The 24,234-nt window shown below is 59.5% G+C and carries 24 protein-coding genes and 2 pseudogenes; 7 read left to right on the top strand and 19 right to left on the bottom strand.

Annotation, left to right across the window (positions count from 1 at the left end):
- Positions 1-238: 238 nt before the first annotated feature.
- The 4 genes from repB to RIdsm_RS29205 all read right to left on the bottom strand — a co-directional run bounded on the left by repB (position 239) and on the right by RIdsm_RS29205 (position 5,218).
- Positions 239-1,207, bottom strand: a complete 969-nt coding sequence (gene repB, locus RIdsm_RS29220; protein ID WP_236553428.1) for a plasmid partitioning protein RepB — start codon at positions 1,205-1,207, stop codon at positions 239-241.
- The gene (gene repA, locus RIdsm_RS29215) at positions 1,207-2,406 is read right to left on the bottom strand and encodes a plasmid partitioning protein RepA (protein ID WP_057821949.1); all 1,200 of its coding nucleotides are present in this window, start codon (positions 2,404-2,406) and stop codon (positions 1,207-1,209) included. Before repA ends, repB begins: the two co-directional genes overlap by 1 nt.
- A gap of 342 nt (positions 2,407-2,748) precedes the next feature.
- On the bottom strand, positions 2,749-3,657 hold the full coding sequence (locus RIdsm_RS29210) for a recombinase family protein (RefSeq protein WP_057821951.1): 909 nt from the start codon (positions 3,655-3,657) through the stop codon (positions 2,749-2,751).
- Between the two features lie 421 nt (positions 3,658-4,078).
- Entirely contained in the window at positions 4,079-5,218 is a 1,140-nt protein-coding gene (locus RIdsm_RS29205; protein ID WP_231582182.1) for a tyrosine-type recombinase/integrase, read from the bottom strand.
- 126 nt (positions 5,219-5,344) lie between these two features.
- On the opposite strand from RIdsm_RS29205, the gene RIdsm_RS29200 reads away from it, so the two are divergent.
- Positions 5,345-6,229, top strand: a complete 885-nt coding sequence (locus RIdsm_RS29200; protein WP_037239259.1) for a DUF1403 family protein — start codon at positions 5,345-5,347, stop codon at positions 6,227-6,229.
- A 47-nt stretch (positions 6,230-6,276) separates the two neighbouring features.
- Positions 6,277-6,887: pseudogene (gene scpB, locus RIdsm_RS29195) on the top strand (SMC-Scp complex subunit ScpB).
- Positions 6,888-6,903: 16 nt separating this feature from the next.
- Here scpB and RIdsm_RS29190 read toward each other — a convergent pair.
- The 3 genes from RIdsm_RS29190 to RIdsm_RS29180 form a co-directional block, all read right to left on the bottom strand.
- Complete coding sequence (locus RIdsm_RS29190) at positions 6,904-7,830, bottom strand: TniQ family protein (RefSeq protein ID WP_074940673.1); 927 nt, start codon at positions 7,828-7,830, stop codon at positions 6,904-6,906.
- Positions 7,831-7,910: 80 nt separating this feature from the next.
- Positions 7,911-8,777 (bottom strand): TniB family NTP-binding protein, encoded by an 867-nt coding sequence (locus RIdsm_RS29185; protein ID WP_051922089.1) that lies wholly within the window; start codon positions 8,775-8,777, stop codon positions 7,911-7,913.
- 16 nt (positions 8,778-8,793) lie between these two features.
- Positions 8,794-10,428 (bottom strand): Mu transposase C-terminal domain-containing protein, encoded by a 1,635-nt coding sequence (locus RIdsm_RS29180; protein ID WP_057822062.1) that lies wholly within the window; start codon positions 10,426-10,428, stop codon positions 8,794-8,796.
- A gap of 148 nt (positions 10,429-10,576) precedes the next feature.
- Between RIdsm_RS29180 and RIdsm_RS29175 the strand changes: the two genes are divergently transcribed.
- Complete coding sequence (locus RIdsm_RS29175; RefSeq protein ID WP_074940877.1) at positions 10,577-11,575, top strand: hypothetical protein; 999 nt, start codon at positions 10,577-10,579, stop codon at positions 11,573-11,575.
- 342 nt (positions 11,576-11,917) lie between these two features.
- Entirely contained in the window at positions 11,918-12,910 is a 993-nt protein-coding gene (locus tag RIdsm_RS29170) for an arsenic resistance protein (protein WP_057822079.1), read from the top strand.
- Positions 12,911-12,979: 69 nt separating this feature from the next.
- Here RIdsm_RS29170 and RIdsm_RS29165 read toward each other — a convergent pair whose 3' ends face one another.
- Together RIdsm_RS29165 and RIdsm_RS29160 are read right to left on the bottom strand one after the other, a co-directional pair.
- Positions 12,980-13,168 (bottom strand): MerR family transcriptional regulator, encoded by a 189-nt coding sequence (locus RIdsm_RS29165; protein ID WP_244955881.1) that lies wholly within the window; start codon positions 13,166-13,168, stop codon positions 12,980-12,982.
- Between the two features lie 79 nt (positions 13,169-13,247).
- A complete protein-coding gene (locus RIdsm_RS29160; RefSeq protein WP_151175245.1) occupies positions 13,248-14,603 on the bottom strand; it encodes an ISKra4 family transposase in 1,356 nt (451 codons plus the stop codon).
- Positions 14,604-14,717: 114 nt separating this feature from the next.
- Between RIdsm_RS29160 and RIdsm_RS29155 the strand changes: the two are divergent.
- Positions 14,718-14,918, top strand: a pseudogene (locus RIdsm_RS29155) (ISKra4 family transposase); the annotation flags it as partial.
- Here RIdsm_RS29155 and RIdsm_RS30675 read toward each other — a convergent pair.
- On the bottom strand, positions 14,829-15,065 hold the full coding sequence (locus RIdsm_RS30675) for a heavy-metal-associated domain-containing protein (protein WP_276509285.1): 237 nt from the start codon (positions 15,063-15,065) through the stop codon (positions 14,829-14,831). The pseudogene RIdsm_RS29155 and the gene RIdsm_RS30675 sit on opposite strands and share 90 nt — an antisense overlap.
- Before the next feature lie 137 nt (positions 15,066-15,202).
- Here RIdsm_RS30675 and RIdsm_RS29145 point away from each other — a divergent pair, with 137 nt between their 5' ends.
- Positions 15,203-15,409, top strand: a complete 207-nt coding sequence (locus RIdsm_RS29145; RefSeq protein WP_057822140.1) for a heavy-metal-associated domain-containing protein — start codon at positions 15,203-15,205, stop codon at positions 15,407-15,409.
- A 53-nt stretch (positions 15,410-15,462) separates the two neighbouring features.
- On the opposite strand, the gene RIdsm_RS29140 is transcribed toward RIdsm_RS29145, so the two are convergent.
- The 8 genes from RIdsm_RS29140 to RIdsm_RS29105 form a co-directional block, all read right to left on the bottom strand.
- Entirely contained in the window at positions 15,463-16,188 is a 726-nt protein-coding gene (locus RIdsm_RS29140) for a DsbA family protein (RefSeq protein WP_074940870.1), read from the bottom strand.
- Between the two features lie 2 nt (positions 16,189-16,190).
- The gene (locus RIdsm_RS29135) at positions 16,191-16,679 is read right to left on the bottom strand and encodes a c-type cytochrome (RefSeq protein ID WP_151175247.1); all 489 of its coding nucleotides are present in this window, start codon (positions 16,677-16,679) and stop codon (positions 16,191-16,193) included.
- Positions 16,676-18,067: a multicopper oxidase family protein gene (locus RIdsm_RS29130; protein WP_074940695.1), complete on the bottom strand. Its 1,392-nt coding sequence runs from the start codon at positions 18,065-18,067 to the stop codon at positions 16,676-16,678. The genes RIdsm_RS29135 and RIdsm_RS29130 overlap by 4 nt, the downstream gene beginning before the upstream one ends.
- Before the next feature lie 108 nt (positions 18,068-18,175).
- On the bottom strand, positions 18,176-18,634 hold the full coding sequence (locus tag RIdsm_RS29125; RefSeq protein WP_074940697.1) for a c-type cytochrome: 459 nt from the start codon (positions 18,632-18,634) through the stop codon (positions 18,176-18,178).
- A gap of 12 nt (positions 18,635-18,646) precedes the next feature.
- Positions 18,647-19,222, bottom strand: coding sequence for a L,D-transpeptidase (locus RIdsm_RS29120; RefSeq protein ID WP_057821395.1), 576 nt, complete (start codon positions 19,220-19,222; stop codon positions 18,647-18,649).
- A 387-nt stretch (positions 19,223-19,609) separates the two neighbouring features.
- Positions 19,610-19,930: an SHOCT domain-containing protein gene (locus tag RIdsm_RS29115; RefSeq protein ID WP_236553407.1), complete on the bottom strand. Its 321-nt coding sequence runs from the start codon at positions 19,928-19,930 to the stop codon at positions 19,610-19,612.
- Positions 19,927-21,273 (bottom strand): ATP-binding protein, encoded by a 1,347-nt coding sequence (locus RIdsm_RS29110; RefSeq protein ID WP_244955875.1) that lies wholly within the window; start codon positions 21,271-21,273, stop codon positions 19,927-19,929. The genes RIdsm_RS29115 and RIdsm_RS29110 overlap by 4 nt, the downstream gene beginning before the upstream one ends.
- A gap of 62 nt (positions 21,274-21,335) precedes the next feature.
- Positions 21,336-22,058 (bottom strand): response regulator, encoded by a 723-nt coding sequence (locus RIdsm_RS29105; RefSeq protein ID WP_057821390.1) that lies wholly within the window; start codon positions 22,056-22,058, stop codon positions 21,336-21,338.
- A gap of 155 nt (positions 22,059-22,213) precedes the next feature.
- Between RIdsm_RS29105 and RIdsm_RS29100 the strand changes: the two genes are divergently transcribed.
- A complete protein-coding gene (locus RIdsm_RS29100) occupies positions 22,214-22,489 on the top strand; it encodes a hypothetical protein (RefSeq protein ID WP_143100550.1) in 276 nt (91 codons plus the stop codon).
- A gap of 498 nt (positions 22,490-22,987) precedes the next feature.
- Here RIdsm_RS29100 and RIdsm_RS29095 read toward each other — a convergent pair whose 3' ends face one another.
- Positions 22,988-24,175, bottom strand: a complete 1,188-nt coding sequence (locus RIdsm_RS29095; RefSeq protein WP_217625300.1) for a YncE family protein — start codon at positions 24,173-24,175, stop codon at positions 22,988-22,990.
- Positions 24,176-24,234: the final 59 nt, after the last annotated feature.

The following is a 24,234-nucleotide window of genomic DNA, read 5'->3' as shown; positions in this document are numbered from 1 at the left end:
GGTTTGTTCACGATGACCGTTCGGCCCACAGCTTCCCTGTCTCCTCCCAAGATTTTATCTGGGAAAAGGCAATAAAAATTGGTTCACCGAATCGGTGACTCTTGACCGGTTTGCTGGAGGTTGCTACATCATGAGTGCAAATCGAATGATGAGGGCTCTCCAGGGGAAACTTTGGGGGGCTCTTTTCTTTCTGGTCTTCGCTTTTCTCCTTTGCTCGGGTTCCTCTATGTGGCCTGGGTTAGGACCCAGAGCCGCTCTCATTCCGCCACTCATCGAAGAGTTGCAAAAGCGTAGCTTCCGCACGCTCCTCGAGCCACTGGCCGAATTCCGGGTTGTCCTTTTTGGCGATCTTGATGGCGACCGCTTTCTGATCGACTGTCAGCGTTCCGACAGTGTCGCCGCTCTCATTCTTGACGAGGGACGTCACGCCGCGACTGGTCGGTTTCTTGTCTGCACGAGCCTTGTGCGAGCAAGCAGAATAGACCGCCTGAAATCTCTCGGGGCTTGGAGTGTCGTCGGGCAGGGCGGCGATCACCTCTTTGGCCGAATTCACCAAGTCTACCTTTTCCGATAGGGCCACTAAATCACCCCACTGCCGTCTTCCGATGCCATGTGCCGGCCCGATAAGCTGAACAAGCCCATCAGGCAGTTGATCGATAACGACCCGGTGGTTGGACACGCCTTGCCGGGTTAATCCCAAAGCATCCTGAATGACGCCGGGTTTATATCCAATTTCCTGCATCTCTTTGATAAACAAAGATTTTTCTATGAAAGACGGATCAAGTCGAAGGTTGTTCTCTTGACCCTGTGCGATAAGCGAGGCGTCGTCGTCCAATGTGCGAACGATTGCCTTGACCGTTCCTCCGATCTTGCGGATCGCCGCCAGTCTACGGCGACCGTAGATGATGCGGTATCTGTCGGGTTGGCCCGATGGGCGGACCATGATCGGCACTTGTTGGCCATGCTTGCGAATGCTATCGGCAAGCTCGTCGATACTCGTATCTTCCAGCACCAACCGATCGCGAAGGCCATCCATGTCAATCTGATCGGGTTCGATGTCCCGGATCGAATTGGCCGTGATTTCGCGCAAGGAGTCCCGCAATCCGCCAACAGAGCCGGGCAGCTTTGCAGCCTTTTGCAGGGTAGGGGAGGGAGCCGCGCTCTCTTTTTCGTCTTTCGGAGGTTGGTTGAAAATGTTTCTGGCCATCAGCGACGCCCCCATGCCATTTGGATCGTCTGCTCCAGTTCATCGGCAACGCCGTTCACGCTGGTCAGAGCACGATCAATCGTTTTCCTGATGAACTGGCCGGGATCAACTTCGTAGACGGTTTGCTGGGTCATTCCGGCGTCAGAGATTGCGGTAGACTTCAGCATGGGTTCAGTCATGACCTGGCCGGCGAGAATTGATCTCAGGTAGCCAGCCATTTGGGTCTGTGGCCCGTCTGACGGCTCATACCTTGTGATCAGGAATTTGACGAAATCCCATGTCACACGCCGTCCAATCGCTTCTTCCACGGCCTTTACCGTTTCTGACGCAAGTTTCAGGAATTGGCTCATGGAAGCGATGTCGAGCATGCCTGGCACGACGGTTACCAGGAGCCCCGTAGAGGCCGCCAATGCCGTGAGAGTCAGAAAGCCGAGTTGAGGAGGGCAGTCGATCAATACGATGTCGTAATCTGCCTCTACCTCCTCAAGCGTTAAGGCGAGCCGCTCCGCAAAAATGGGCTGCATCCGACGGGCGAGCGCGTTTGCTGTCTCGGTTTCGTACTCCGAGAGCATCAAGCCCGCCGGAACCATGTCGAGTTTGTGAAAGTAGGTCTTTTGGATCACGTCAGAGAGCGGAACCTGATCCTCATATCTCAGAGCATCATAGATTGTTCCGCCCTCGGCGAACTCGAGCTCAGGCCGAAAGCCGAAAAATGTGGTCAAACTTGCTTGCGGATCGAGATCCAGGACCAAAACACGGTAGCCGCGCAAAGCATAACGCTGTGCAAGATGTATAGTCGCTGTTGTTTTCGACGAACCACCTTTGAAATTGACGACCGATAGCACCTGAAGTCGGTCGCCAACGCGTCGACCTGGCCGATACGATTCGGCGTTCTTTCCTGTGCGCTCCAAGATGTTACGCAATTCGTCCACTTCTTGGGCTGTGTAGAATCGGTGCCCGCGGTTATCAGTATGCACTTCCGGGAAGCTACCGTCCTTGTGCCGGTTGCGCAGGTTAGACGTGCTTACGCGCAGGAGACCGGCAACTTCGGTCGAGCTGAAACGCCGCAAGGCTTTACGCTCTTCGGGTTCGAAGGCGATCTTCATCTGCCGATCCAATGACTCGGCCAGATTGTCGGCAAACGTGCCGATGTCAGAAGAGCCTATGCCTTGCGCATATCCAACGTTTCGATCATCCATATCCTGCCGCCCGCTCTTGGCCCCTGTTAAGGCTCTTGATCATTTTGACGACGCACAACGTGTCTGACGCAATTTGCCGTCAGAATGGAAATGCCACGATCCAGCGAGTCCGGCAAGAAGAATCTAGATGTAGTGCAAAAGTTACCCACAGCACCTATAGGTGTTGCCGCGTAAAAAAACTCAGCAAGTCATTGATATAGATATATTAAATGTAGATCTAACCGAATCGAGCCGCTACTCTGTTGAGTTGGCACAATAGCAGCTAACCCCAAGCAACTAATGGCACTTTCTGCCTCCTGCGGAGTTTTCTCCCGGTGAAATTTTTTGGATTCGGGTCAGAAGCTACACCTGATCTTGGCTCGATTCGTACGGCATGAGGCCAAGTCGTTCCGCCCGCTCCAGCAGCATCTTCACCGACGAAGGCTGCCAGCTTGTCCGCCCGCGCGGCGTGCGTTCGCGCATCGCCTGCAGCCGATCACAAATTGCCTGAAGCGTGATGTCGGGATCTGCGCCCTTGATGCCAGCAACAATGGCGGGCAGGCGGTCGTCGGTTTCGCGGCGCCCGGCGCGGGTCAGCACCTCGGTAGGCAGGAAGCCGTCGCGGACATAGGCCTTCACAGCGCGTAGCAGGCGGCTTTGGGTCCAGCGACGCGCCTCGGGCAAGGGGCCGTTGATGATGCGCACCACGTCTTCCCAAGCCAAGTCGGGGCGCAGACGGCGCACATGGGGCACCCAGTCTTGTGCCGTTTCGTTCAGGCGCTCCATGTAGCCATCCTGTCGCGCCAGTCGAACTTTGCGAAGAGCAACAGGGTCTTTGGCCCGCAGTCCGGGGTTGCCGCCCACGCGGCCCTTTGTACGCGCGCTCGCAAGCCCGGCCTTGGTGCGCTCGCGGATCAGGGCGCGCTCGGACTCGGCCGCGGCCCCCAGAACCTGCAGCGTGAACTTACCTTGCGGCGATGCAGTGTCGATCGGGTCCTGGATCGAGCGAAAGAACGCACCCTTGGCCTCCAACTGCTCGATCACCTCGAGAAGGTGCGACAAAGACCGTGCAAGGCGGTCGATGCGCACGACCACCAGCGTATCGCCCTTGCCGATGCGCTCCAGCACGCGCGCCAGCACCGGCCGCGCGCGGTCGCCGCCCGAGGCGTGTTCCTCGAAGATTTCGACGCATCCCGCGGTTTGCAGGGCCTCAGACTGGGGCAGGGGGGTCTGATCGTCTGTGGAGACGCGGGCATAGCCTATGAGGGGCATAAAAACGGGCCGTTTGCAGTTTAGGATACCGCTACTAAACGACCATTTGTAAACGAACGCAAGCAAGTGCTCTCTCGTCGTTCTGGTGCACAATCCCCTTGGTTTTCTTACGCTGAGTGCAATCTGAGAGGTACCGCCGACAGCCGCGCGCGCGTACTACATAGAGAGCATGGGCGAAGGCCAAAAAATTGCTTGGGTAATGTGCATAATACTAGTATTTTGCACACATGAAGCCACAAGCACCCATTTTTAATAACGATTACGACGATCGCCTCATAACTACCGATGGGGATGAAGATGTTTCGGAAGACGATCTGTGGTTGTCGCGTTTAGTTCCCGATTTCAATTGAAGCAGTAAGCTGAAACTGAAGCGCTGGAATTTCACCTTAGCGCTTCACCAATGGGTCAAGAATCCTGAGCTTCACAGCCCTGCGGCTTTGGTCAGGTTCACCCGGAACCTGTCGCGCCTGCGCTGATAGCGCCGGGTCATCTCGGCCGACGCATGTCCGAGTTGCTTTTGAACATAGCGCTCATCAACCTCTGCCGACGAGGCGAGCCCGGCACGCAAGGAATGCCCCGAGAACATTGCCAACCGTTTGGCTTCCGGCAAATCGGATCTGATGCCACTCTTCATAACGGTTGCCTTGATCAGTCGCGCTATGTGCTTGTCGGAAAGGCGGGACTCGAGGGCACGCTTGCCGTCCCGCGAGGTGCGCACGAAGACCGGCCCAAAGTCGATCTTCGCAAAGTGTAGCCATTGCTCAAGCGCGTGGACGGGACAGGTCTGGCCGCTTGAGCCACGCCCGACCTCAACCTCGCGCCATCCGGTCTTGGCATTGAGGGTGAGCAGGGCGCCGCCGTCGAAGACTTCGACCCAGCCGCCGGAGTCCGGTGTATCGTCCTTATGCACATCGAGGCAGACCACCTCCGACCGGCGCAGGCCACCTGCATAGCCCAAAAGCAAGATCGCCCGGTCTCGGAGCCCGCGGAGATCGTAGGAAAGGGTGGCCACCATGGCCTGGATGTCCTCAGGCAGGATCGCTTCCTTCTGGACCGGCGGGCGCGCATGCTTGCGTTTGATCCCGGCCAGAACGGTGGCGATATGCCGGTCCTTGCGATCAAGAGTGAACCCGCGCTGTCTGTAGTTCCAGGCAAGCCCCGAGAGACGGCGCTCGATCGTGGAGACCGAAAGGGTAGGGGCCTTCCCGGTTGGTGCAGCCAGATCAGCCACATAAAGTCCAATCATCTCGGGCGCGGGGGGCAGAGGTTCCGTGCCTTTCAACCGGCACCAGCGGCTGAAGTGTTTCCAGTCGGCCGCATAGGCCTTGTTCGTGTTCCCGGCTGTCGAGGCCTCGGCGTAGCCACGGGCGGTATCGATCAGCCGGTCGAGTGCGCCGGAGCCGGCCACATTGGCGGGCAGGGCGATTGAGGCTCGGTCCCGAGAGGTTCTCTTGTCGTGTTCGTCACCGTTCAACGAGTCATAGGACGCTGAGCTCGAAATCTCTGCGCCAGACGCGTCGGAATCCTCGATTTTGGTGCTGTTATTCGTAGGACTGCTCATGTTTTCGAGCATATCATTTTTACGCCCGATAATGCAAGATTATCGGACATCATGGCAAAAGATAGAGCGAGGCGTTTTCTGTGCTATTTTCTGGAGCAAAGCGCCGCGATGGTTTAGGCTTCAGTCATGACATTTGCCCGACCGGAACACTCCATCGACACAGACACTCTACCCCGGATGCCCGCATGGGTCACCTCGGCACGTCCTGAAGCCTTTGAAGATGTGGCGTTTTTATCAGGCGCGGCGCTGAACCACCTGCATCTTGTGTTGGGACGCGAAGAGGTCCCCAAAGCCTTGTTGCGGGATCGGCTGGCGCTGCGAGCGGCCGAGGCATGTGCCGGGTTTTCTGGTCGTCCGGAAAGAGCCCCAGAGCTGCGCGACGCGATTCATCTTCTGCGCCCTGGCGATCTACCTGGTCCCGCGGGGGAAACTTACCTTGCCTGGCGTCGCGCGGTGGAGCGGCCGGTGTCGATCAAGGCTCTGGGCCGAGCCTTGCCGATCTTGGAGTTGGGCCAGATTGCTACATGGCTCGATACGGGGAAGGGAGCGCCGGTGACCCGTGCCGCGATGGCGCTGGATGCTGTCCTGACGGAGGCACCCCGTGCCGAAGTCCCGGCGTTGATCCTCGCGGACGCCGCCCTCGCCCAGGCGCTTGGTTGGGATCATGTCGTGCCGCTGCTGGCCGCGGGTTTGAAACGCACAGACCTGCGCAAGCGGGGTGACGATTTGCGCCTAGCCTGTCATCGCGCAGTGACCGCATCCGCGGTCGAGGCCGCGCGTCTGGCTGTCGATCTCGCGCGTCGGGCTTCGCTTTTGAAAGGAGTTGCACCAAAGCTTCGGGCCAAGGGGGCAGGGGCGGCGGTGAAAATATTCCTGACGCAGGACGCCGTGGCGCCCAGTGCCCTGCCTTTGCCGGACCGCGCGGCGCGGCGGCTCTGTGACCGGCTTGTCGATCTCGGCGCGGTCCGTGAGCTAACCGGGCGCGACACATTCCGGCTCTACGGGGTGTAGCCATGAGCATGGACAGCGAAAGTGGGAACCGGTTTCGCGGTTCGGACATGCGACCGGAAAGGAAGTCGAAGGATCGACCAGAAGCTGAGCTTGATCGCGAGTTGCTCGACCTGCCACCGGAGTTGCGCTGGCGGGAATGGATGCGCCGGATCGAGGCGGTGCTGTTTGCCTCTGCCTCGCCTGTACCGCGCGAGGATCTGGCGCGCATAGTGGGGCAGGGGACTTCGGTTGATCTGCTGTTGGAAGACCTTGCCGCTGATCTGGAAGGGCGGGCGTTCGAGATTGCCATGGTCGCAGGGGGTGGATGTTCCGGACGCGGCCTGTTTACGCGCCTGCGATCCGCGCCGCAGCGGATGTCGGAGACCAGTTGCTGGACCTGAACGAGTTCGACGTCGCGATTTTGGCGGCCATCGCCTACCACCAGCCGATCACCCGCGATGGGCTCAAAGACATCTTTGGCAAAGAGATCAGCCGGGACCTGATCGGAAGGCTGCATGCGCAGGGTCTGATTGGAACTGGGCCGCGCGCGCCGCGTCGTGGTGCCCCCTATACCTTCGTGACCACAGACGCGTTCCTCGCAGCTTTCGGGCTGGAGAGCTTGCGCGACCTGCCAGATGCTGAACAGCTGAATGATGCCGGGCTGGCCGCGCGCGCCTGAAACTCACCGGGAATTTTTACAGCGCTTGCCGCTGCTGATCGAGCCGCGCGGCCGCCTGAACGAGATCCGCCAAATGCGGGCCAGCGGTGGTAGAGCAAGGCCCAGCTTTGGGCCGAGGCAGGACGGCATCGCTGAAAGATGTGACCAGTCCGCTCCAAGCTGGCGCAGCCTGAACGACGCGTTTCCAATAGATAATCGCGGAACTTCTTCTCTTTTCGAACGGCGTCGACCGCCCTTCCGCCAATTTCTGAAACAGCTGATAGCGATCCCGATGAGAGAGGCGCGCGATGGACATTGGCCGTCGACTAAATTGAAAGCAGGCTGATCCAAGAAGGTCCGGGAGTGATCGCCCCTCTGCCATTCGATGCCCTGATGCCTGCAGACGAAGCAGATCGTCGATCAGACGCTCAAGACGCCGAACCCCATTGGTGGCAGGACGGATGCGTTTGCAGAGGGCCGCGCCGCACCAGGCGCAGATCTGATGCGGCACAAGACGCTTCTGGCTGAACGGAGCCAATCCTTGTCCGCAGGATGGGCACCTGTCCCGAAGTCGGCAGCCGTGGCGAAAGCAAGAAACGCGTGTCGCGAGGCGCCAGTCTCGGCGAAAATAGGGCGTTTCGTCTTCCGTCAGACAAGCGGGACAGAACTGCAGCCAGGTAACCTGCCTCCTGGGTGCGCAACTCTGCTGAGGCGATGCCCGCAGGGGCAAACGCAGCACAGCCAAAGGGTCAGGGGCAATGGTCAGAGCCGCGATGTCTTCCACGGGTATGCCGGTATGCTCTCGCAGAAACTGCAGGATGCGATCGGGCAACGCCCGATCAAGCCGCGCCGACCAGTTCTCACCCGGCGCTCCGAGAAGCGTGCCAAAATAGTGCGGAGGTATGCCGTTCGCGTAGGCGAGGCGGTGCAGCCAACTCGACAGAAGTTCACCTGGTGCGGGCATAATGCTCACTGGCCAACGGCTTCCCGCCACACTTTCATACCGCTCTGCAGATGTGACGGATATCTCGGTCGGCCCAAACCTCATGTCATATCGTGACGCAAAGCGGAATTACGGCGCCTCGAGAGAGGCACATAGCCGAGGTCCCACAGGGTTGCGCCCGTGATCCGGCCCTCACCGCGCGAGATTGCCGCCACTGCGGCACGGGTGACGATCTCGACAACCTCGCCGATCAGCCCCTCTGACAGATCATGGATGATCTTCGCCAAGGGTTCGCGCGACAGATCGGAGGTGTCGGCGAGCGGCAGACTGGCTTCCAGGCTGTCGAGAAGCGTCGCGAATTCCTCGTCATACGGCCATCGTGGAATGGGGATCGTATCGAAACGTGAGCCCATTTCGTCGGTGTCATGCACCGCATCGTAGATCGCGATTTCGCCGACAAGGACTGGTGAGATGTCATGCACCCGTGCGATCCGCCGCAAGAACGAGAAGATGGCCTTCACATCCTGGCGCCGCCCGCGCAATGCGCTGTGGAACTCGTCGAAGATCAAAAGGCGCGGCTTCAGGCGCTCCAGAAGATGATCGACCTGATCGCCGGCGCGGGACAGGCTGCGCCAGCCCGCGGCTTGTGGCGCGCGCAATCCGGACAGGATGCTGGCATAGAAATGCGACAGGCCTGCACCTTCCCGGGTCTGGATCACCCACACCTTTTGCTGGTCGGCGGTACGCAGATGTTCGATGGCGAAGCGTTCGGCGATCATGGTCTTGCCGTTGTGGTAGGGACCGGCAAGCAGCAAACCGCGTGGGCGCAGCGATGGCGGTCGCTCGAGCAGCAGTCGCATCGCGTCATGCGCCGCGCCGGCGGCCGGATGGCTGATCCAGCGCGGCGCGCGAACATGGGCGATCCGCACTGCGTCATCGGCCTGCAAGAGCGGGATTATGGCGGGCATGAGGTGATCCGGCACCCTACCAATCCTCGACAGGGAAGACCCGCCGAGGGCGATCCGGATCGAGCTTTTCTTGGGTCGGGACGGAAGGCGCGGCGAAGTCGGCATAAGGCTTCTTTGCCTCGGTGGCATGCCGGGCGCGGGTCATCTCCTTCAACCGGCTTTTGGGGGTTTTGGCGGCGGCAGCAGTGGCTGCGATTTCGCGTCGGATGGCTGATGCCTCCTGCACAGGGCGCCGCTGGATTTCACGCCGCTGCTGTCGATCCGCCTGGTGCTGCCAAAGCGTGATCGGCTCGGCCAGTCCGTCCCGTCGCCTGACCGGCCGCCAGGCCTGCGTATCCGGATCCTTGACGTAGACATGGCTGATGTCGCGAGGATCATAGCACAGATCGAGCGGCTCCAGCCGGTCACGACGCGCAACCAGCGGGCCAAGCCAGGGCTCGAAATAGTCGATGGCGAAGAGACTGATGCCCTGAGGTGAAATTTTCCGCGTCTTGCGTGGCAGGAAATTCAGCAGCACATCGACAGGCGCATCGATAGGCCGGTCCTTCGGCTGGAACCGATCTTCCCACTCTTTCGCCGGAACGGTCAGCCTGCGCGCATTCTGGCTCAGGTTGTGGTCGATGATCGCGAGCGCGATGCAGCGTTCAAGATCCGCGAAGCTGAGCCGTGCCCGCGCTTCCGAGGCATAGTCGCCCCGATCCGCGATGGAACGCCCCGTCTTGCCGGGCAAGGCGCGTAGCGCGGTGTTCACTTTCCCAAGCAGGCGTTCCACGACTCCGCCCCGATGCACGGTGCCCTTGTTCCGCATGCGTATGGCGATGCCATAGTCCGCGCATCCTCTGCTGAAGGTGCTGCTCTGGAACTCCTTGGCGGAATCGACGACGATTTGCTTCGGGCGACCGTGCATCGGCCAGGCATGATCGATACCGCGTTCTGCCAGCCAGTCAATCTTGCAGCACATCGCGTGCGCCAGACAAAGCGCGACAGACAGTCGTGACGGCCGCTCGAGGGTCAGGCAGAAGCCGATGATCGCGCTCGTGGCCACATCTGCAGCGATGGTCAGATAGGGACGACCAACGAAGACACCGTGGTCATCAATCACCTCAACAAATTGGATGTCTGCCGGCGTGTGATCGATCTGGACAACGTCGAGCGCGTGGTTAGCCCGGATGTAGCCCGGTCGCGGCTTCAGCCGGTGCAGGTGTTTACCATCCGACAGGCGGCGGCGGGCAATTTCTTCCGGGGCGAACAGAATGGGGATCCGCCGGGCGACAGTGACATAGGCGGGTGGAGTGTGCCCTTCCTCTGCGCAGCGGGTGCGGATCTCTTCAACGATCGGTGTAAGGTCCGGCTGCTCCGGGCGCAACCACATCTCCCGCAGGGTCACCGCGATGATGTTCTCGACTGCGGGGTTGATCCTTGGTTGTCTTGTTCCACTCCTTCGCGGCAGAAGGGACGATACCCTGCGCTCTTCCCGATACCGCGCCAGATAGTTGTAGACTTGGCGTGTCGAGAGCCGCAGCTCGGATGCCGCGCGCATCACGGCCTCACGCACCGGCGCCGCTCCGTCAAGAATCCGGTCCAACTCGCGCGCGGTACGCGTCGCCTTGGCCCACGCTTCATCCGAGGCATGCGCTTCGCCGGACGTCATCGATATGAAACTTCCGAGACCGGCTGGGTCATGCGCCAACAGGGCGGCCACTTGCTGAAATACGTAGCCAAAATTGAAGCCTTAAGCTGAAAAATGATGTGTGCTTACCCCGTATCATCCAGAAATCACGTAATAATCATGTGCTGAAATGGTGAAGAAAATGCGACAGTGGTTCCTGCCCGGTCCGATGGAAGAGGAGCCGGATTATCTGCCGCCCGGACCACGGGCCGAAGTGTGTGAGACCGCTGTTCTCAACGATTGGCGACACGCCGAGGCAGGCCATGCTGCCCGCCTTGCCCGTGTCGCCGGCCGGATCGGGGCGCTAGACGACCGACTGAGGCGTGGCCCGGAAGGCTGGCGGCACAGGCTTGCGTTGATCGAGGCGGCAGACCTCAGCTGGTTTATGGGCGACCGGATTGGCCCGGACCGGCTGGCACTCTGGATCTCCATGCGCCTGCCCGGCGTGCAGGACGACACCGCGGCGCTCGCCCGTATCAGTTGGGCAGTGCGCCGACTGATTGGCGGGCCGGGACCGGAGGCCGACCTGTTCGCCTTCCTCGACCGCCGTGACCCAGAAAACCTGAGCGACGATGCCGAGCCTTTCACGGATCGCGCGACCGGTTGGCTGGACCTGATGGCGCAAGCCTCCGATCTTCACCCGATCACCCGCGCGTGTTTCGGTTTTTACCTCTGGAGCCTCGCGGGCCTCGGACAGCAGAGCGACGGAATGGAAGCGGCGGTCACGGCGTCGCGCATTGCCGCGCATAAGGGCGAGGGGACGATATTCGCACCCCTGGCCATGGGTGGGGCGGGGGCGCTGCGCGCCGGCGGCCCCCCGGCTGAACGTTTGGCGCGCTGGCTCGAGAAAATGGAAACGGCCTGCCTGACCGCGATGCGGCACCTCGACGATATCGAGACATGGTCAGCGCGGGCGGAAGCCGAGATGACCCCGCTCTCGGGTAAGACCCCGCGCGCCTTGCGCGCCGTGCTGACCGAATGGCCCCTGGTCTCTGCCCCCATGGCCGAGGCCCTGACCGGAGCCAGCCGCGCCGCTGTCCAGCGCAACCTCGCCTGGATGGAGGAGCGGGATCTGGTCCGCGAGCTAACAGGGCAAGGACGGTTTCGAATGTGGCGCGCCACAAACTGATCGTCGAAGCGATCTGTGCGGCGCCCATGTTGCGTCTATCCGCAGCGCGGCTGAAACGGTGAAGAGCACCGTTTTCCAGATGCTGGAGGTTAGTGAGTTCGACTGATCGGCTGAGACAATTTGGCTATCGCCGCGTCCCCAACTACCATAAAAGTATTGTCGACTGGGTCGTGACTGGTCTGCGGGTATAAACCGGACAGACCATACAACGCTCCAAGCGACGAACGAGCCGTTGTCGTAACTGCCTGTCTAGTGATGTCTTCTTGAAAATCGCCGTCGGACAGAGCAGGGGCAGGAGTCGGACAGAGCAGGGGCAGGAGTCGGACAGAGCAGGGGCAGGACATGAAGCTGCAAAATCTCGAACGCCATCAAACCTGGATCTATCTCGCTGCCATCCTCTCCGGTCTGGTCTTGGGAGCGCTCGCACCCGGCATCTCGGGGGTGTTCGAAGCGCTGCTGTGGCCGGTGCTGGGATTTATGCTTTTCACCACCTTCGCTCAGATGCCGCTAGCGCATCTGCCGCGGGCTGCGCGCGACCGGCGTTTCATCGGCGCGATGCTGATCGGCAACTTCGTTCTGGTGCCGCTGCTGGTCTGGGGGCTGATCGCGTTCCTGCCTGACGATCCTGCGCTTCGGCTCGGGGTGCTTGTCGTGCTGCTGGTGCCCTGCACCGACTGGTTCATCACATTCGCCCATCTCGGTCGCGGCGATGCGGTGCGTGCCGCGACCGCGACACCGATCCTCCTCGCGGTTCAGTTCGCCTGTCTGCCGCTCTTCCTATGGCTCTTTCTCGGCGACGCATTCCTTGAGCTTCTAGCCGCCGACCGCATTGCCGCCGTCTTTGCGGCGCTTATCCTGCTGCCGCTCACAGCGGCTTTCCTGCTGGAGCGTTGGGCAGAGGCGCGCCCGGAACGGGCCGCGATAGTGAATCGCCTCGCCTGGCTGCCGGTTCCGCTTCTGGCTGTCGTGGTGTTCCTGATCGCGGCCTCGCAAGTCGACGCGGTACGGGATGCGCTGCCGGTTCTGGCGCAGGTGGCGCGCGTCTACGTCGCCTACCTCGTCGCCGCAGCATTTCTCGGTGCGGCGACCGGGCGGGCGGCCGGATTGCCCACTAGCGGGCGACGAACGGTCATCTTCTCGCTCGGAACCCGCAACTCCTTCGTCGTACTTCCGCTGGTGTTGGCGCTCGGACCGGAGTGGAACGTGGCGGCTCTGGTCATCGTCTTCCAGTCGCTCGTCGAGCTCTTCGGCATGGCCGCCTATGTGTGGATCGTGCCGCGCTATCTGGTCCCCGAACATGCGGCGATCACGCAGGACTCCGCAGGGAACGAATGATCGCAAAAAACGGCGCTGGCACGATTGTCCGCTTGGCTGACATGCGTGGGCGTCCTCAACTATGGCCCTTCAGGTCACCTCCGTCAGCGCGTCGATCACAGGGCATTCAGGGACATCGTTTTCGCTACACTGCGCCACGGTGGAAGACAGGACGTGTTCGATGCGCTTGAGATCGGCGATCTTGGTGCGATCCGAGGTAAGATGCCTATTTGCAAGAATTTGCACTTCGCCGCAGGTTTGCGCCCCGCCATCGACCAATGCGAGCAGATCGCGGATTTCGTCGAGCGTGAACCCCAGCTGTCGCGTAGCCCTTAAGGGAGTGGGCAAAACCTGGGGGTCACGCGGCTCTTTGGTACGCGCCGGTTAGCCGACCGTCGAGAACCGCGGCGCGGACAACGGCCACGCGGTGGGCTCCCTTGGGCGACCATCTCATGCGGCGGCGCTTGCCCATGCGGGTGTTCCCGATGTCGTCCACGCAGCCCTCTGCCCGGGACGAAGAAATCGGAAGACCCGCGCGGTACCGCCGACCATAGTCGGTCAGGCTGTCCATGTTGTTTGCAAGGTATGAGTACAGATCGCGGCACCGGGCTTGCACTCGCCGGGCCGCATCAGTCGCCACGCGGTCATCTGTAGCCAGCCGCGTGCAATCGACCATCAACCATTGGAGACTGGTCGTGGCCGTTAGAACTTTTCCATGCCAAAGGTACCATCGCAGCGTTTCGGCGGGACGTTTGAACAGCACTGGAATGCCGGAGAAGCCCCTGCTCTGCAGCAGGCCCTTTACGGCGTTCTCAACGTGCTGAATGCGCATCGAGATATGCCACCAGTCGAGAATGTGGCGAACCTTTCCACCGACGGCGACGCGCACGAGGTTCGGCAGGGCGGGTTCCCCGTCCGAAATCACCGTGACGGTTTGTTTGTGATCCCAACCGAGAGCCCTCAAGTCCTGGCGAAGCTGGCTGGCAGGTGACAGGACTGCCTGCTGAACAAGGCCGAAGCGGCGGCACTTGTCGTGGCTTTCGATCTTGCCAACCACAACATCGAGGTGTCGCTTCTGGTATTCCGGTCGGCATCGGATATGCGCACCGTCCAGGAAAACCGTCAACGCAGACGCCTCTTCGGCGGCCGAAGGAATTACAGGCTGAGTCTGCTCGCTGTCGCAGATCTCCCGGGAGACTTTGCCCAGACGATTGCGCACCGATGTATTCACCTGCTTCGCGCAAGGCAGGAAGGTTTCCAGGATTCGTGCCGCTTCCCGGAAGGAATGCCGTGCCCCAAGTTCGGCCTGAAGGCGTTGCAGTTCCGGAGTCGACCGGTCCGGAAAAAAATGAGCGAGTGGCGAAAGCGGTCCGCCCAGGACGTCGTCGGATTTTGTATCGCAGGCGCAGCGACGAATGCGCGGCGCCTTGACCTGGAACCTGCCGAAGAGGGTGTCGAGCACCCGAGGCCGATAATCATGTATGGCTCGGACCTCGTCGCAGTCAGGACATATTCTGCTGGCTTCGGAAACTTCCTCGATCTGGTCGAGCAGGATCGCATTCTGTAATTGCCCCAGGATCGTCTTCGCATCTTCGAGTAACAACCCGAACCCCTCAGGCTGCGTGCGTCGAAACGGGCGGGACAAACGGCCGAGAGGATGCCTCTTTGTGGTTCCGTTCTCAAAGGTCGTCTCGACTATAATCCGCACGTCCATGGCAGTTCCCCTCTCAATGAACCACCAACATACACAGACACCCCCAGGTTTTGCCCACTCCCGCCGTTGATTTCGTTGGATTTCTCATCTCACAATAAAGGGCTACGCGACACCAACTTTGGGCGGCGATATCGCAATGATCTTCCGATCTCCTCGTCCCGTGCTGAAGGCTGCGTGGACGACATCGGCAACACACGCATGGGAAAACGCCGACGCATGAGATGGTCACCCAAGGGCGCGCATCACGTTGCCATCGTGCGGGCCGCCGTTCTTGATGGGCAATTGACTGGCGCATACCGCAGAGCAGCAGCCTGACCCCCAAGTTTTGCCCACTCCCTCGCGTCTCAGATTAAAGGGCAACGCGACACCGGGCAATGCTAAAAGCGCACGCTCGACCCGGCCGACGCAGGACGCGCAAGACATGTTCTGAACAGAAAAACGCAACTCTCTTGAGCCCGGCATGAACGTCTCCTTCATCTCCTAGAAGATATCTAATGGTTCCCCCCGCTGGAAGGTCAATAATGTCGGGACATTTTTTCGCCCTTGACCTTCCCATGCGGGAAGCACGCATCTAATGCCGAGAACTGGAGGAAACAGATATGCGCAGCTTCAAGGTTCCGGATATGAGTTGCGGCCATTGCACCGCAACGATCGAAAAGGCGATCAAGGCGATAGACCCAACAGCGTCCGTGACCTGCGATACGGGTACGCGGCAAGTCGAGGTTGATAGCGTGCTGAACGAGCACGCCCTGACGGAGGCCATCCGAAATGCCGGTTACTGTGTTACGGCTGCCTCGACGACCTGAAGCCCACTGGCGCCGGAAAATTCCGGCGCCGGTTCTCTATCATCGCATTAGTTTCATTCCCCTTCGCGGGCCTCATCAACCAAGGCTTCCAGTTGGTCTTGTTCGACCAAACCGGGAAGCAGGTGGTCTCCGATCACGAACGACGGTGTGCCGTTGAAGCCCAATGCCTGCGCCAGCCGCATCGATTCGTCGATGTGCCTCTGGACCTCCGGCGCCTCCATGTCCGAACGCAGCTGGTCCGCGTCGAGGCCGATTTCTTCGGCGATCCGCAGGACAGACGCCTCTTGCGCACGTTCCTCCATGCCCATAAGCGCCCAGTGGAATTCTTCATACTTGTCCTGATTGCGTGCCGCCAGGGCTGCCTTCGCGGCAAAGACGGACCCGTCACCGAGTATCGGCCATTCGCGAAAGACGAGCCGCACATTCCGGTCCGCTTCGATCAAACCTTCAACCTCCGACATGGCCCTGCGGCAATAGGGACAGTTGTAGTCGAAAAATTCCACAACAGTGACGTCCCCGTCAGGATTGCCCAGCACCGGCGCGTTCAGGTCCTGTTCCAAGAGCTGCCGTTGTTCCTTGAGCACGTCCGCCGTGGCCTCTGCCTGTGCGGTCGCTTCCTGCTGTTCGAGAAGCTGCACCGCTTCCATTATGATCTGGGGGTTTTCCAGAATCGCTTCTAGGGCCAGTTCCTTGACGCGTTCCTCGCTCAGGGCCTGTGCAAATGCGGAAAACGGCAACAGGATACTCAGGGCGAGCATTGCCAATCGAAGCGATTTCATTTTCAGTCTCCTCGTTTCTGCTGTTCTGCCTCGCTGCGGGCGGCCTGGACCTCTCGCTGACGGTCGGGCCATGTGGATTTGATGAAGGCGAGGATGTTCCATATCTGCGCATCGGTCAGCTCGTCACCGAAACCGGGCATGCCGCTTTGGAAATCAACGCCTTGCTTCGCGAGGGTCTTCTTTCCGCCAAGCTTGGTATAGTCGAACAGAACACTATCAGGATGATGCCAGGTGTGACCGGTTTCGTCATGCGGGGGTGCGGGCAGGATGCCATCCTCTCCGGCCGAGCGCCATCCGGCCTGTCCCTCGAGAACGGACCCGTGGCAAGAGGCACAATACTCCTGATAGAGTTCTTCGCCCTCGGCGAGATCGATAGACTGCGGCGGTTCCGGCGTAGCGGATGTGCCGGATGTCCCTCCCGCCAGCATCCAGGCGCCGACGCCAGCCGCGCCGGCCATGAGCAGAAAGAGGATCAGCCAGCGTAGCATCATGTCACCTTCATCCAGGTCATCATGCCCGAGGCCGCGTGGCTGAGCATGTGGCAGTGAAACAGCCAGTCGCCGGGATTGTCGGCCACGAAACCGATCGTGCGGGTCTGGCCGCCGAACATCAGGATCGTGTCGCGCAAGGGACCGAGCCCGCCATCCTCGCCGATCTCGCGGAAATGCAGCCCGTGCAGGTGCATCGCGTGGGGAAAGACGGTGTCGTTGTCGATTTGCAGCTTGACCGTTTCCCCCTTCGCGACATCAACGAGCGGGGCATCGGTCATGCCGATCGCTCCATTGAACGACCAGAACTGGTTGGCGTCCACCAACTCGCGAAAGCTTTTCTTCTCGCCATTCAGAATCGCGCTGTCGAGCGTGCCCATTGCGCCGCCCTGCATGTCGAGCCGCACGGTCCTGGCGTCATCGAGGCCGATCACCTCCATCCCCGGATTGGGCGGCAGCGCGTCCGGTGCATCCCGGCGCGTGGCCGAGGCCTTTCCAGTCACGGGGAAAGCCACCTGCGATGCCGCCTCCTGATCCTCGACGCGAACGAGATGGGCGGTTTCCTCTGGTGCGGCGGTCACGTCGACGATCACATCGGCCCGCTGGCCGGGGCCGAGGATCAGCGCCTCGGCCAGCGGCTCGGGCCGGGGTAACGGCATGCCATCCAGCGCAACCGTCCAGCCTTCCATACCCTGAAGCGACAGCACGAAAATCCTGGCGTTGGCCGCGTTGACGAGGCGCAGGCGCAGACGTTCGTGTTGTCGCACATCCAAAGAAAGGGCATGTCGGCCGTTGGTGGCGATGAAATTGCCGCGCCGCCCGGCATGGCTGCGATCATGGCGCGAGGTAAAGTCCGGGTCGATCTGCGCCGTTTCAGGGTCAAGCAGCCAGTCATCGAGGATCAGCACCTCTTCCCGATCCAGGTCAGGCGGCTCGGATTCCTCGACGATCAACGCGCCATAGAGCCCGCGCGCCACCTGTTCGGTCGAGCGGTTATGCGCGTGATACCAGTAAGTTCCGGCATCCGGCACGGTAAAATCATAGTCGAAGCTTTGCCCCGGCTCGACCGCGGGCTGGGTCAGCCCCGCAACACCATCCATCGCATTGTCTATGCGAACCCCGTGCCAGTGCACCGTACTTGCCTGGGGCAGTTCGTTCATGAAGCGGCGTTGCAGCCGCGCACCCTGCTGAAGACGCAATTGAGGGCCGGGCATCGCGCCGCCATAGCCCCAGATTTCGGTCTTGGGATAGCCTTCCGGCGCCAATTGAACGCTGGCCGTGCGGGCGTCCAGGGATTGGAACTCTGACGTTGCGGCATAAAGCCGCTTTGGAAGGGCAAGCGCCGCGGTGATAGCCGCCCCCTGCATGAGAAAATCGCGTCGCGTCGGCATGGAGAATCCTGTGTTTCAATCGCGGCAATTATGGCGCCGGCAATCAGATCTGAAAATCGGAAGATCAGGCCGGATAGTGAGAGTGGGCACCCGGAACCTGCCCAAGGCTCAGTTGATCCCGTTCTCCCTCTGCAATTCACGTACATAGCGTGCGATCAACTTGACGTCGCCATCGGTCAAACCTTCGACCGGCGGCATGTTTCCGAAATTCCAATGATGCGCGCGCACACCGTTTTTCGCGGCCATCACGAACGCCATGTCGGAATGGTGGTTCGGTTCGTAGATCTTGTGCACGAGTGGTGGTGCGACCCCGTTCTGGCCTGCGGCGTTCTTGCCGTGACATTCCGCACATTTCGCCTCGTAGGCCCGCTTGCCCATCTGCGCCTGGTCCGAAAGCTCCGCCGGCAGCGAAATTTCGACGATAGGCGCGCCCGAGTCCAGATCACTGGTGTCGGGCGGTAACATCGAATGGCCCATCCCCTGCTGGGGTTGCTGCGCGATGTTCCAGTAGACGACTGCGCCGCCCAACACGACGAAGGCCAGAATGGCCAGCACTGTTTTGTTCATTTGATCCTTACTTCAGATAAGTTTGACTTGGGTGCCGATTGGAGTCCTGTCGAACACTTCGATGATATGTTCATTGTAAAGACCGATGCATCCGCTGGAAGATCTACGGCCGATCTTGCGGGTGTCGCCGGTTCCGTGAATCCGGTAATATTGCCAAGTCAAGTGCATGGCACGGACGCCAAGCGGGTTTTTGGGGCCGGGGGCGACATAGTCTGGTAGGGACGGATCGCGTTCGCGCATTGATGGGGTGGGAACCCAGTCGGGAGCTTCATCCTTGTAGACGATCTCGCTATAGCCACGCCGCGTGAGTTCGTCGCTCTTAGGAACCGATGTGGGGTAGATGCGCATCTCCCCATCCGCGGTCCAGTGCTGAAGAACTCTGGTGTTGGTATCGGAAAGCAGAATTCCTTTGCCGAGCGCGTCAAAGTGATCCTGCCAGCGATGCAACCGGAATGACGAAATATTCCGGCGAACCGAGTCCGACTCTTGGGCACGCAACACCGATGGTGCCGCAAGAGCAACGAGCCCTCCAACCGAAAAGAATAGAAAGCCTCGGCGTCTTATTGCCCTGGGGGTCTTGTCTTCCATCGTCCGTCTCCGCGCATTCGATCCTTGAATGGGACTCTTGAACCGCCTTCCCGCACTGGAAGGTCAAGAATGGTCGGGATGAAAACTCCGTGAAATACGTAACGGTTTGTATCGCTCACCTCCCTGCAGGATAAGCCTTTAGCAGGGTTTCGAATTACGGGGCCTCGACATTATGAAAATGACCAAATCACGAGTAGAGCTTTCCAATTCAAGTAACATGATGAACTTTGGGATATGAGTCTGCTGTGCGGTCACACTTGCGCCGGTTTTGTTTTATGCTGTGGCAGGTCGCGTATCTGTTGGCTTCTCGAACAACACGTTCATACTCGCGCCTTTGGCATGATGTCTGGGAGGTCATTTCGGCGAAGCGGGAAAGGGCATGATGGCTTAGCCTTGGAGTTCTTGCTTGCGGCGCCGAAACTCATCTTCGTCGATCTCACCGCGTGCATAGCGTTCCTTGAGGATCTCCATCGCATCGCGGGTTTCGCCCAAACGGTTGCTGGTGAGCATACGGAAGAAGAATACGGCAACCGCGATAATCAACCCCCAGAAAAGGATCATGCCGAAACCTCCCCACCAACCATGACCATCTCCCCACATCATGTGTCCAAAGGTGTCATCAGCAATGCCGCCTGGATCCGCGAGGGCCGACACTGTGCCCGCAAACAGAGCGATCACGGTGGATTTGACCGTCATATAGGCATTCATGATATTGTCCTTTCTTGCTGGTTGGAACTTTGTGAAAACGGCAAATCGAGTCGCGCAAGAAGCCCGCCGTCCGGGTGGTTCTGCAAAGTTACATCGCCGCCATGCGAGCGCATGATGGTGCGTGCGATTGACAGGCCGAGACCGGTGCCACCCGTCTCGCGTGAGCGTGACGTCTCGACCCGAAAAAATGGTTCAAAAACCTCTTCTAGCTGCGTCTCCGGGATGCCGGGACCATGATCACGAACCCAGATCGATGCCCTGTCATACTCGCGGCTATACGTGACCTCGACATCGTCGCCGTAACGTACTGCATTTTCTATGACGTTCCGCAAAGCTCGGCGCATGGATTGAGGCCGAAGCCTCACCTGAAGCGGTGTGTCCGTTTCGAGTCGGAATGCGTTGAGCATGTCACACTTCAGCTCAGTGAGAAATTCCCCCAATTCTATTGTTTCAGGAGCTTCACTTATTGCCATGCCTCGAGCAAAAGCCAGTGTGCGCTCGACCATATCCTGCATTTCCTCGATGGATTTCACCAAGGCGTCACGCGTCTCTTCCTCATCCACCATCTCTGCGTGAACCCGCAAAGCGGTCAGTGGCGAACGCAAATCGTGACCCAGAGCGGCCATTATACGCGTCTTGTCAGCGACCGTGCGCACCAGTCTCTCCTGCATGTGATTGAAGGTATCCGTCAGTTCTCTGACTTCGCTTGGTCCCGCGACTGGGAGTGGCTTGTTTTCCTCTCCCCTGCCAAGCCTGTCTGCGGCTTGCGCCAAGCGCCTTAACGGCCAGGTCAGGCGAGCAAGCAAGTACCAAAAAGCAACACCAATCAGGAACGCCGCCGTGAAACCAAAGCTCACCGCAGAAAAGATTGGCCACTGTAGCGGCGGTCGCTGAAAGCGCGTATCGACATTCAGCCATGTGCCATCTTCAAGCGCGATAGACAGTGTCAATTCAAGCCCCGAGATCTTGTCATGCATCATCTGCTTGTGCTCTGCGGCCATCTCCGGCGGCACTGACCTCATTGGCGGGAATTCGCGCTCAACCTCATGCAATTCTACTCGGATTTCGCGACTGTCTTCAGCGCCGAAAAATGACCTGACGCGCGCTTCGACAGCTCCTCCCGCGCGGTGATCAAGATGATCCACAGCCGCCTGCGGGTCGGTCCGAAACCGTGCCAGCGGCGAATCTGCGGCGCGAAGAATGGAGGCTCGCAACTCCTTTGGGGCCTGTTCTAGTAGCATGGCCACATTCGCAGCGCGCCCGGCCGCCTCTGCCCCGATCGCAGCGCGGACGGCGAGACTGCGTTCGTCCACGAACAACCAGAGGCTAATGGATTGAGCCACTACGAGGCTCCCAATAATGAGCAGCAGAAGTTGAACGCGCAAGCTATCCAGAGGCTTGCGGGTCACCGTTCGACCTCGACGTCCGTTGCCAGGCAATAACCTCCGTTTCGAACCGTTGTGATGATTTTTGGGCGTCCCGGGTTGTGCTCGATCTTCCGCCTGAGGCGGCTGATCTGGTTGTCGATAGTCCGGTCGAAAGCGGCCGGTGTTCGCCCAACCGTCAGGTCAAAAAGCTGCTCGCGGCTCATCACGATGCGCGGGCGTTCCAGCAGGATTGTCAGCAATTTGAACTCTGATGTTGTCAGCACATCCTCTCGGCCGTCTTCCGCGCCAAGACGGCGTGTGTCGGTTTCGAGCGTCCAATCTGCGAACCGTACACGGCTGCCTGTAAGACTTCCCGCCAGCGCTTCCGGTTTCTGCGCCCGACGCAGAATTGCCCTTATCCGCGCAAGCAACTCGCGCGGATTGAAGGGTTTGGGCAAATAGTCATCCGCACCGACCTCTAGGCCGATGATACGGTCCATTTCCTCTCCAAGCGCTGTCAACATCACGATTGGGGCCACCCCCTTGGCGGACAAGCGGCGACAGACCGATATCCCGTTTTCGCCGGGCATCATTACGTCCAGCACGATGAGGTCATAGCCGCCAACCTTGAGCAGGTCGTCCATCTGGACCGCATCGACCGCACTCGTCACGCGCATGTCGTTCTTTTCCAGATATCGTGCGACAGCTTTGCGAATTTCGGCGCTATCATCGACCAGCAGTATGTGGGGCGGGTTCGTCATGACTTCTATCTAAGCGATCGAAGGGTGATTGCCGAGAAAATTTGTCACGAAACGTAACACAGTCAGGCTTTGCGACAGATCAATACATATCCACTATCGATAGCTCCCCGTCACCAATTTATCGTGAAACATCTTCAAACAAAAGGAGCGAACCAATGAAACATAATCTCATGTTGATTCTTCTCACAGCCGCCGCGGTGGGTGCGGGCGGTGCCGTCTTGGCAGACAACGGCTATGGCAGCGGGCATCACGAACTGCCCGAGCGCGGTGAAAACACGCATTCTGGAGATACAATGAAGGGGCACTTCCGTCACATTGACCGAAACCAAGATGGGATGGCATCGCGCGCGGAGGTCGAAGCTCACGACGGCCGTGACAAATGGTTCAAGCGAAATGCACTGCTTGGAGAATTTGCCAATCCAGGCTTCTGACCGCCGAAAAATCTCCTGAAGTCAAGGCTGCAAGGTGGACATGGGTTTGTTTGAAACCGCTGGCCACTGACAAGTTGGCCGGTGCGGAAAGCAACCCCTAAGAGCGTGACGCTCCACAGTGTCGCAGTCACTTTATTCTCGACCAGGCAGAGGCGAACTCTGCAATCATGGCATGAGGTTTCTTTGGCAAAAACGACCGTGGTAAAAGTGGAGTGTTCTCTCTGAGCTCGGATGACCTTTCGCATGGCGCCACGCTCCTTTCTGCCCCGAGAACAGTTGACGACCCCGTTGTTGGATGCTGAGAAGTGGGCAGGGTAGTGGTCATTCACGTTGCCAGTGTGAAACGGATGTGCCGAAAGCCAATCGGTCCGAAACTTACCGCATGTTCCGGATCGAGGCCGGAGGTCAATCCTCGTAGTTCACCGGCCAACCTGTTTGGCCCATTGGCTTGCGAAGAGGCGGGCACCTTAGGGCCCGCCATAGCTTCAATCGTTCGGCCTATGGCATTCGGGCAAACTGATGCCCCGTGCTGTCGGTCTCGAGAGTCTTAATAAGATCAAGCGTTTCCGGGTCCAGAACCCATAGCTCGTTTTTGGCTGCGCTGCTCACCAGAAGCGCGTCGTCCACGCGCGCCATATGGTAGGGTTCGGGGCCGACGTTGACTTCCAGGCGTTCACCTGTGGCACGATCAATGCGTACCACGCGGTCGCGTTCGCGTGCGCTCGACCAGATTGCGTCTTTGTCGGCTGAGACGCCATGCAGCTCGCCGCTAATTTCGAACGAACTAAGGGTTTCACCACTGTCGGCGTCGACGATGGAAACCTTCCCTGTGTCGGACTCGCTGACGATCAGTTGGCGGGCCTCGGCATCAAGCAGCATGTGCTTGGGTGGACCTTGCAGTTTGAAGTTTCGCTTTACAATCCCGTCTTCTGGATCGAGTTCGCTGATTGTGTTGTTACCGGCATTGGAAACGAAGAAATTGCCAGTCTTCGGGTCGGCGATTGCATATTCCGGGATCGGGCCCGTGGTGACGGTCGCTGTCACCTCACCGCTTTCCAGGTCGATCAGCGAAACAGCATCAAGACCGGGATGAGTCACGGCGGCGAAGCGTTCATCCGAGGAAATTCCGACATGGTGAACGATACCGGGCACTTCGATTCGACGCAGGATTTCATGACTGTCGGCGTCGACCAAGGTGACCAGACTCGAAGCGGCCGGGCCGGCATCTTCTCCGCCTCCGTGGTGGGCTGCGTGATCCTCCTCGGAAACCTCGGAAGGCTTGGGCACCATGCCGACTTCGGTTTCCGTAAGACTACCGGCAACCAGGATGCCGCGGTTTGTTGCGCCTGCCAGTCCGTGAACGTTGTCGAGACCCTCGATGCGGCCAACAACCTCAAAGACTTCGTTCAGATGAAGTACTGTTCCGAGTTCTCCTTCCGGAATGTACACATCGGCTATTGCAGCGCTGCTAGTGATTACTACTGCACCGATTGCCAGTAACGGATTTCTCATAGGGTCGCTCCTTGTTTGCGCATAGGTTTCCGTGTTGATTTCCGACGCTATCCGAAACCGAAATGGATGAACTGCGTCGACTGTGCGTTCTCTATCGCGAGGCGAAGCACGGATGAAAGGAAGGCCATAGCCGTTACGAAACTTAAGCTGACTGCGGCGCATTTTGAGCGCCACAGTCGTGTTCGAGCTGCAGAGAATTTGACTTTCCTTTGTCAGCCAGTGCGCCCGTTGGA

It is taken from the genome of Roseovarius indicus (assembly GCF_008728195.1).
Taxonomy (GTDB): Bacteria; Pseudomonadota; Alphaproteobacteria; order Rhodobacterales; family Rhodobacteraceae; genus Roseovarius; species Roseovarius indicus.
This window is presented reverse-complemented; position numbering and strand designations above follow the sequence as displayed.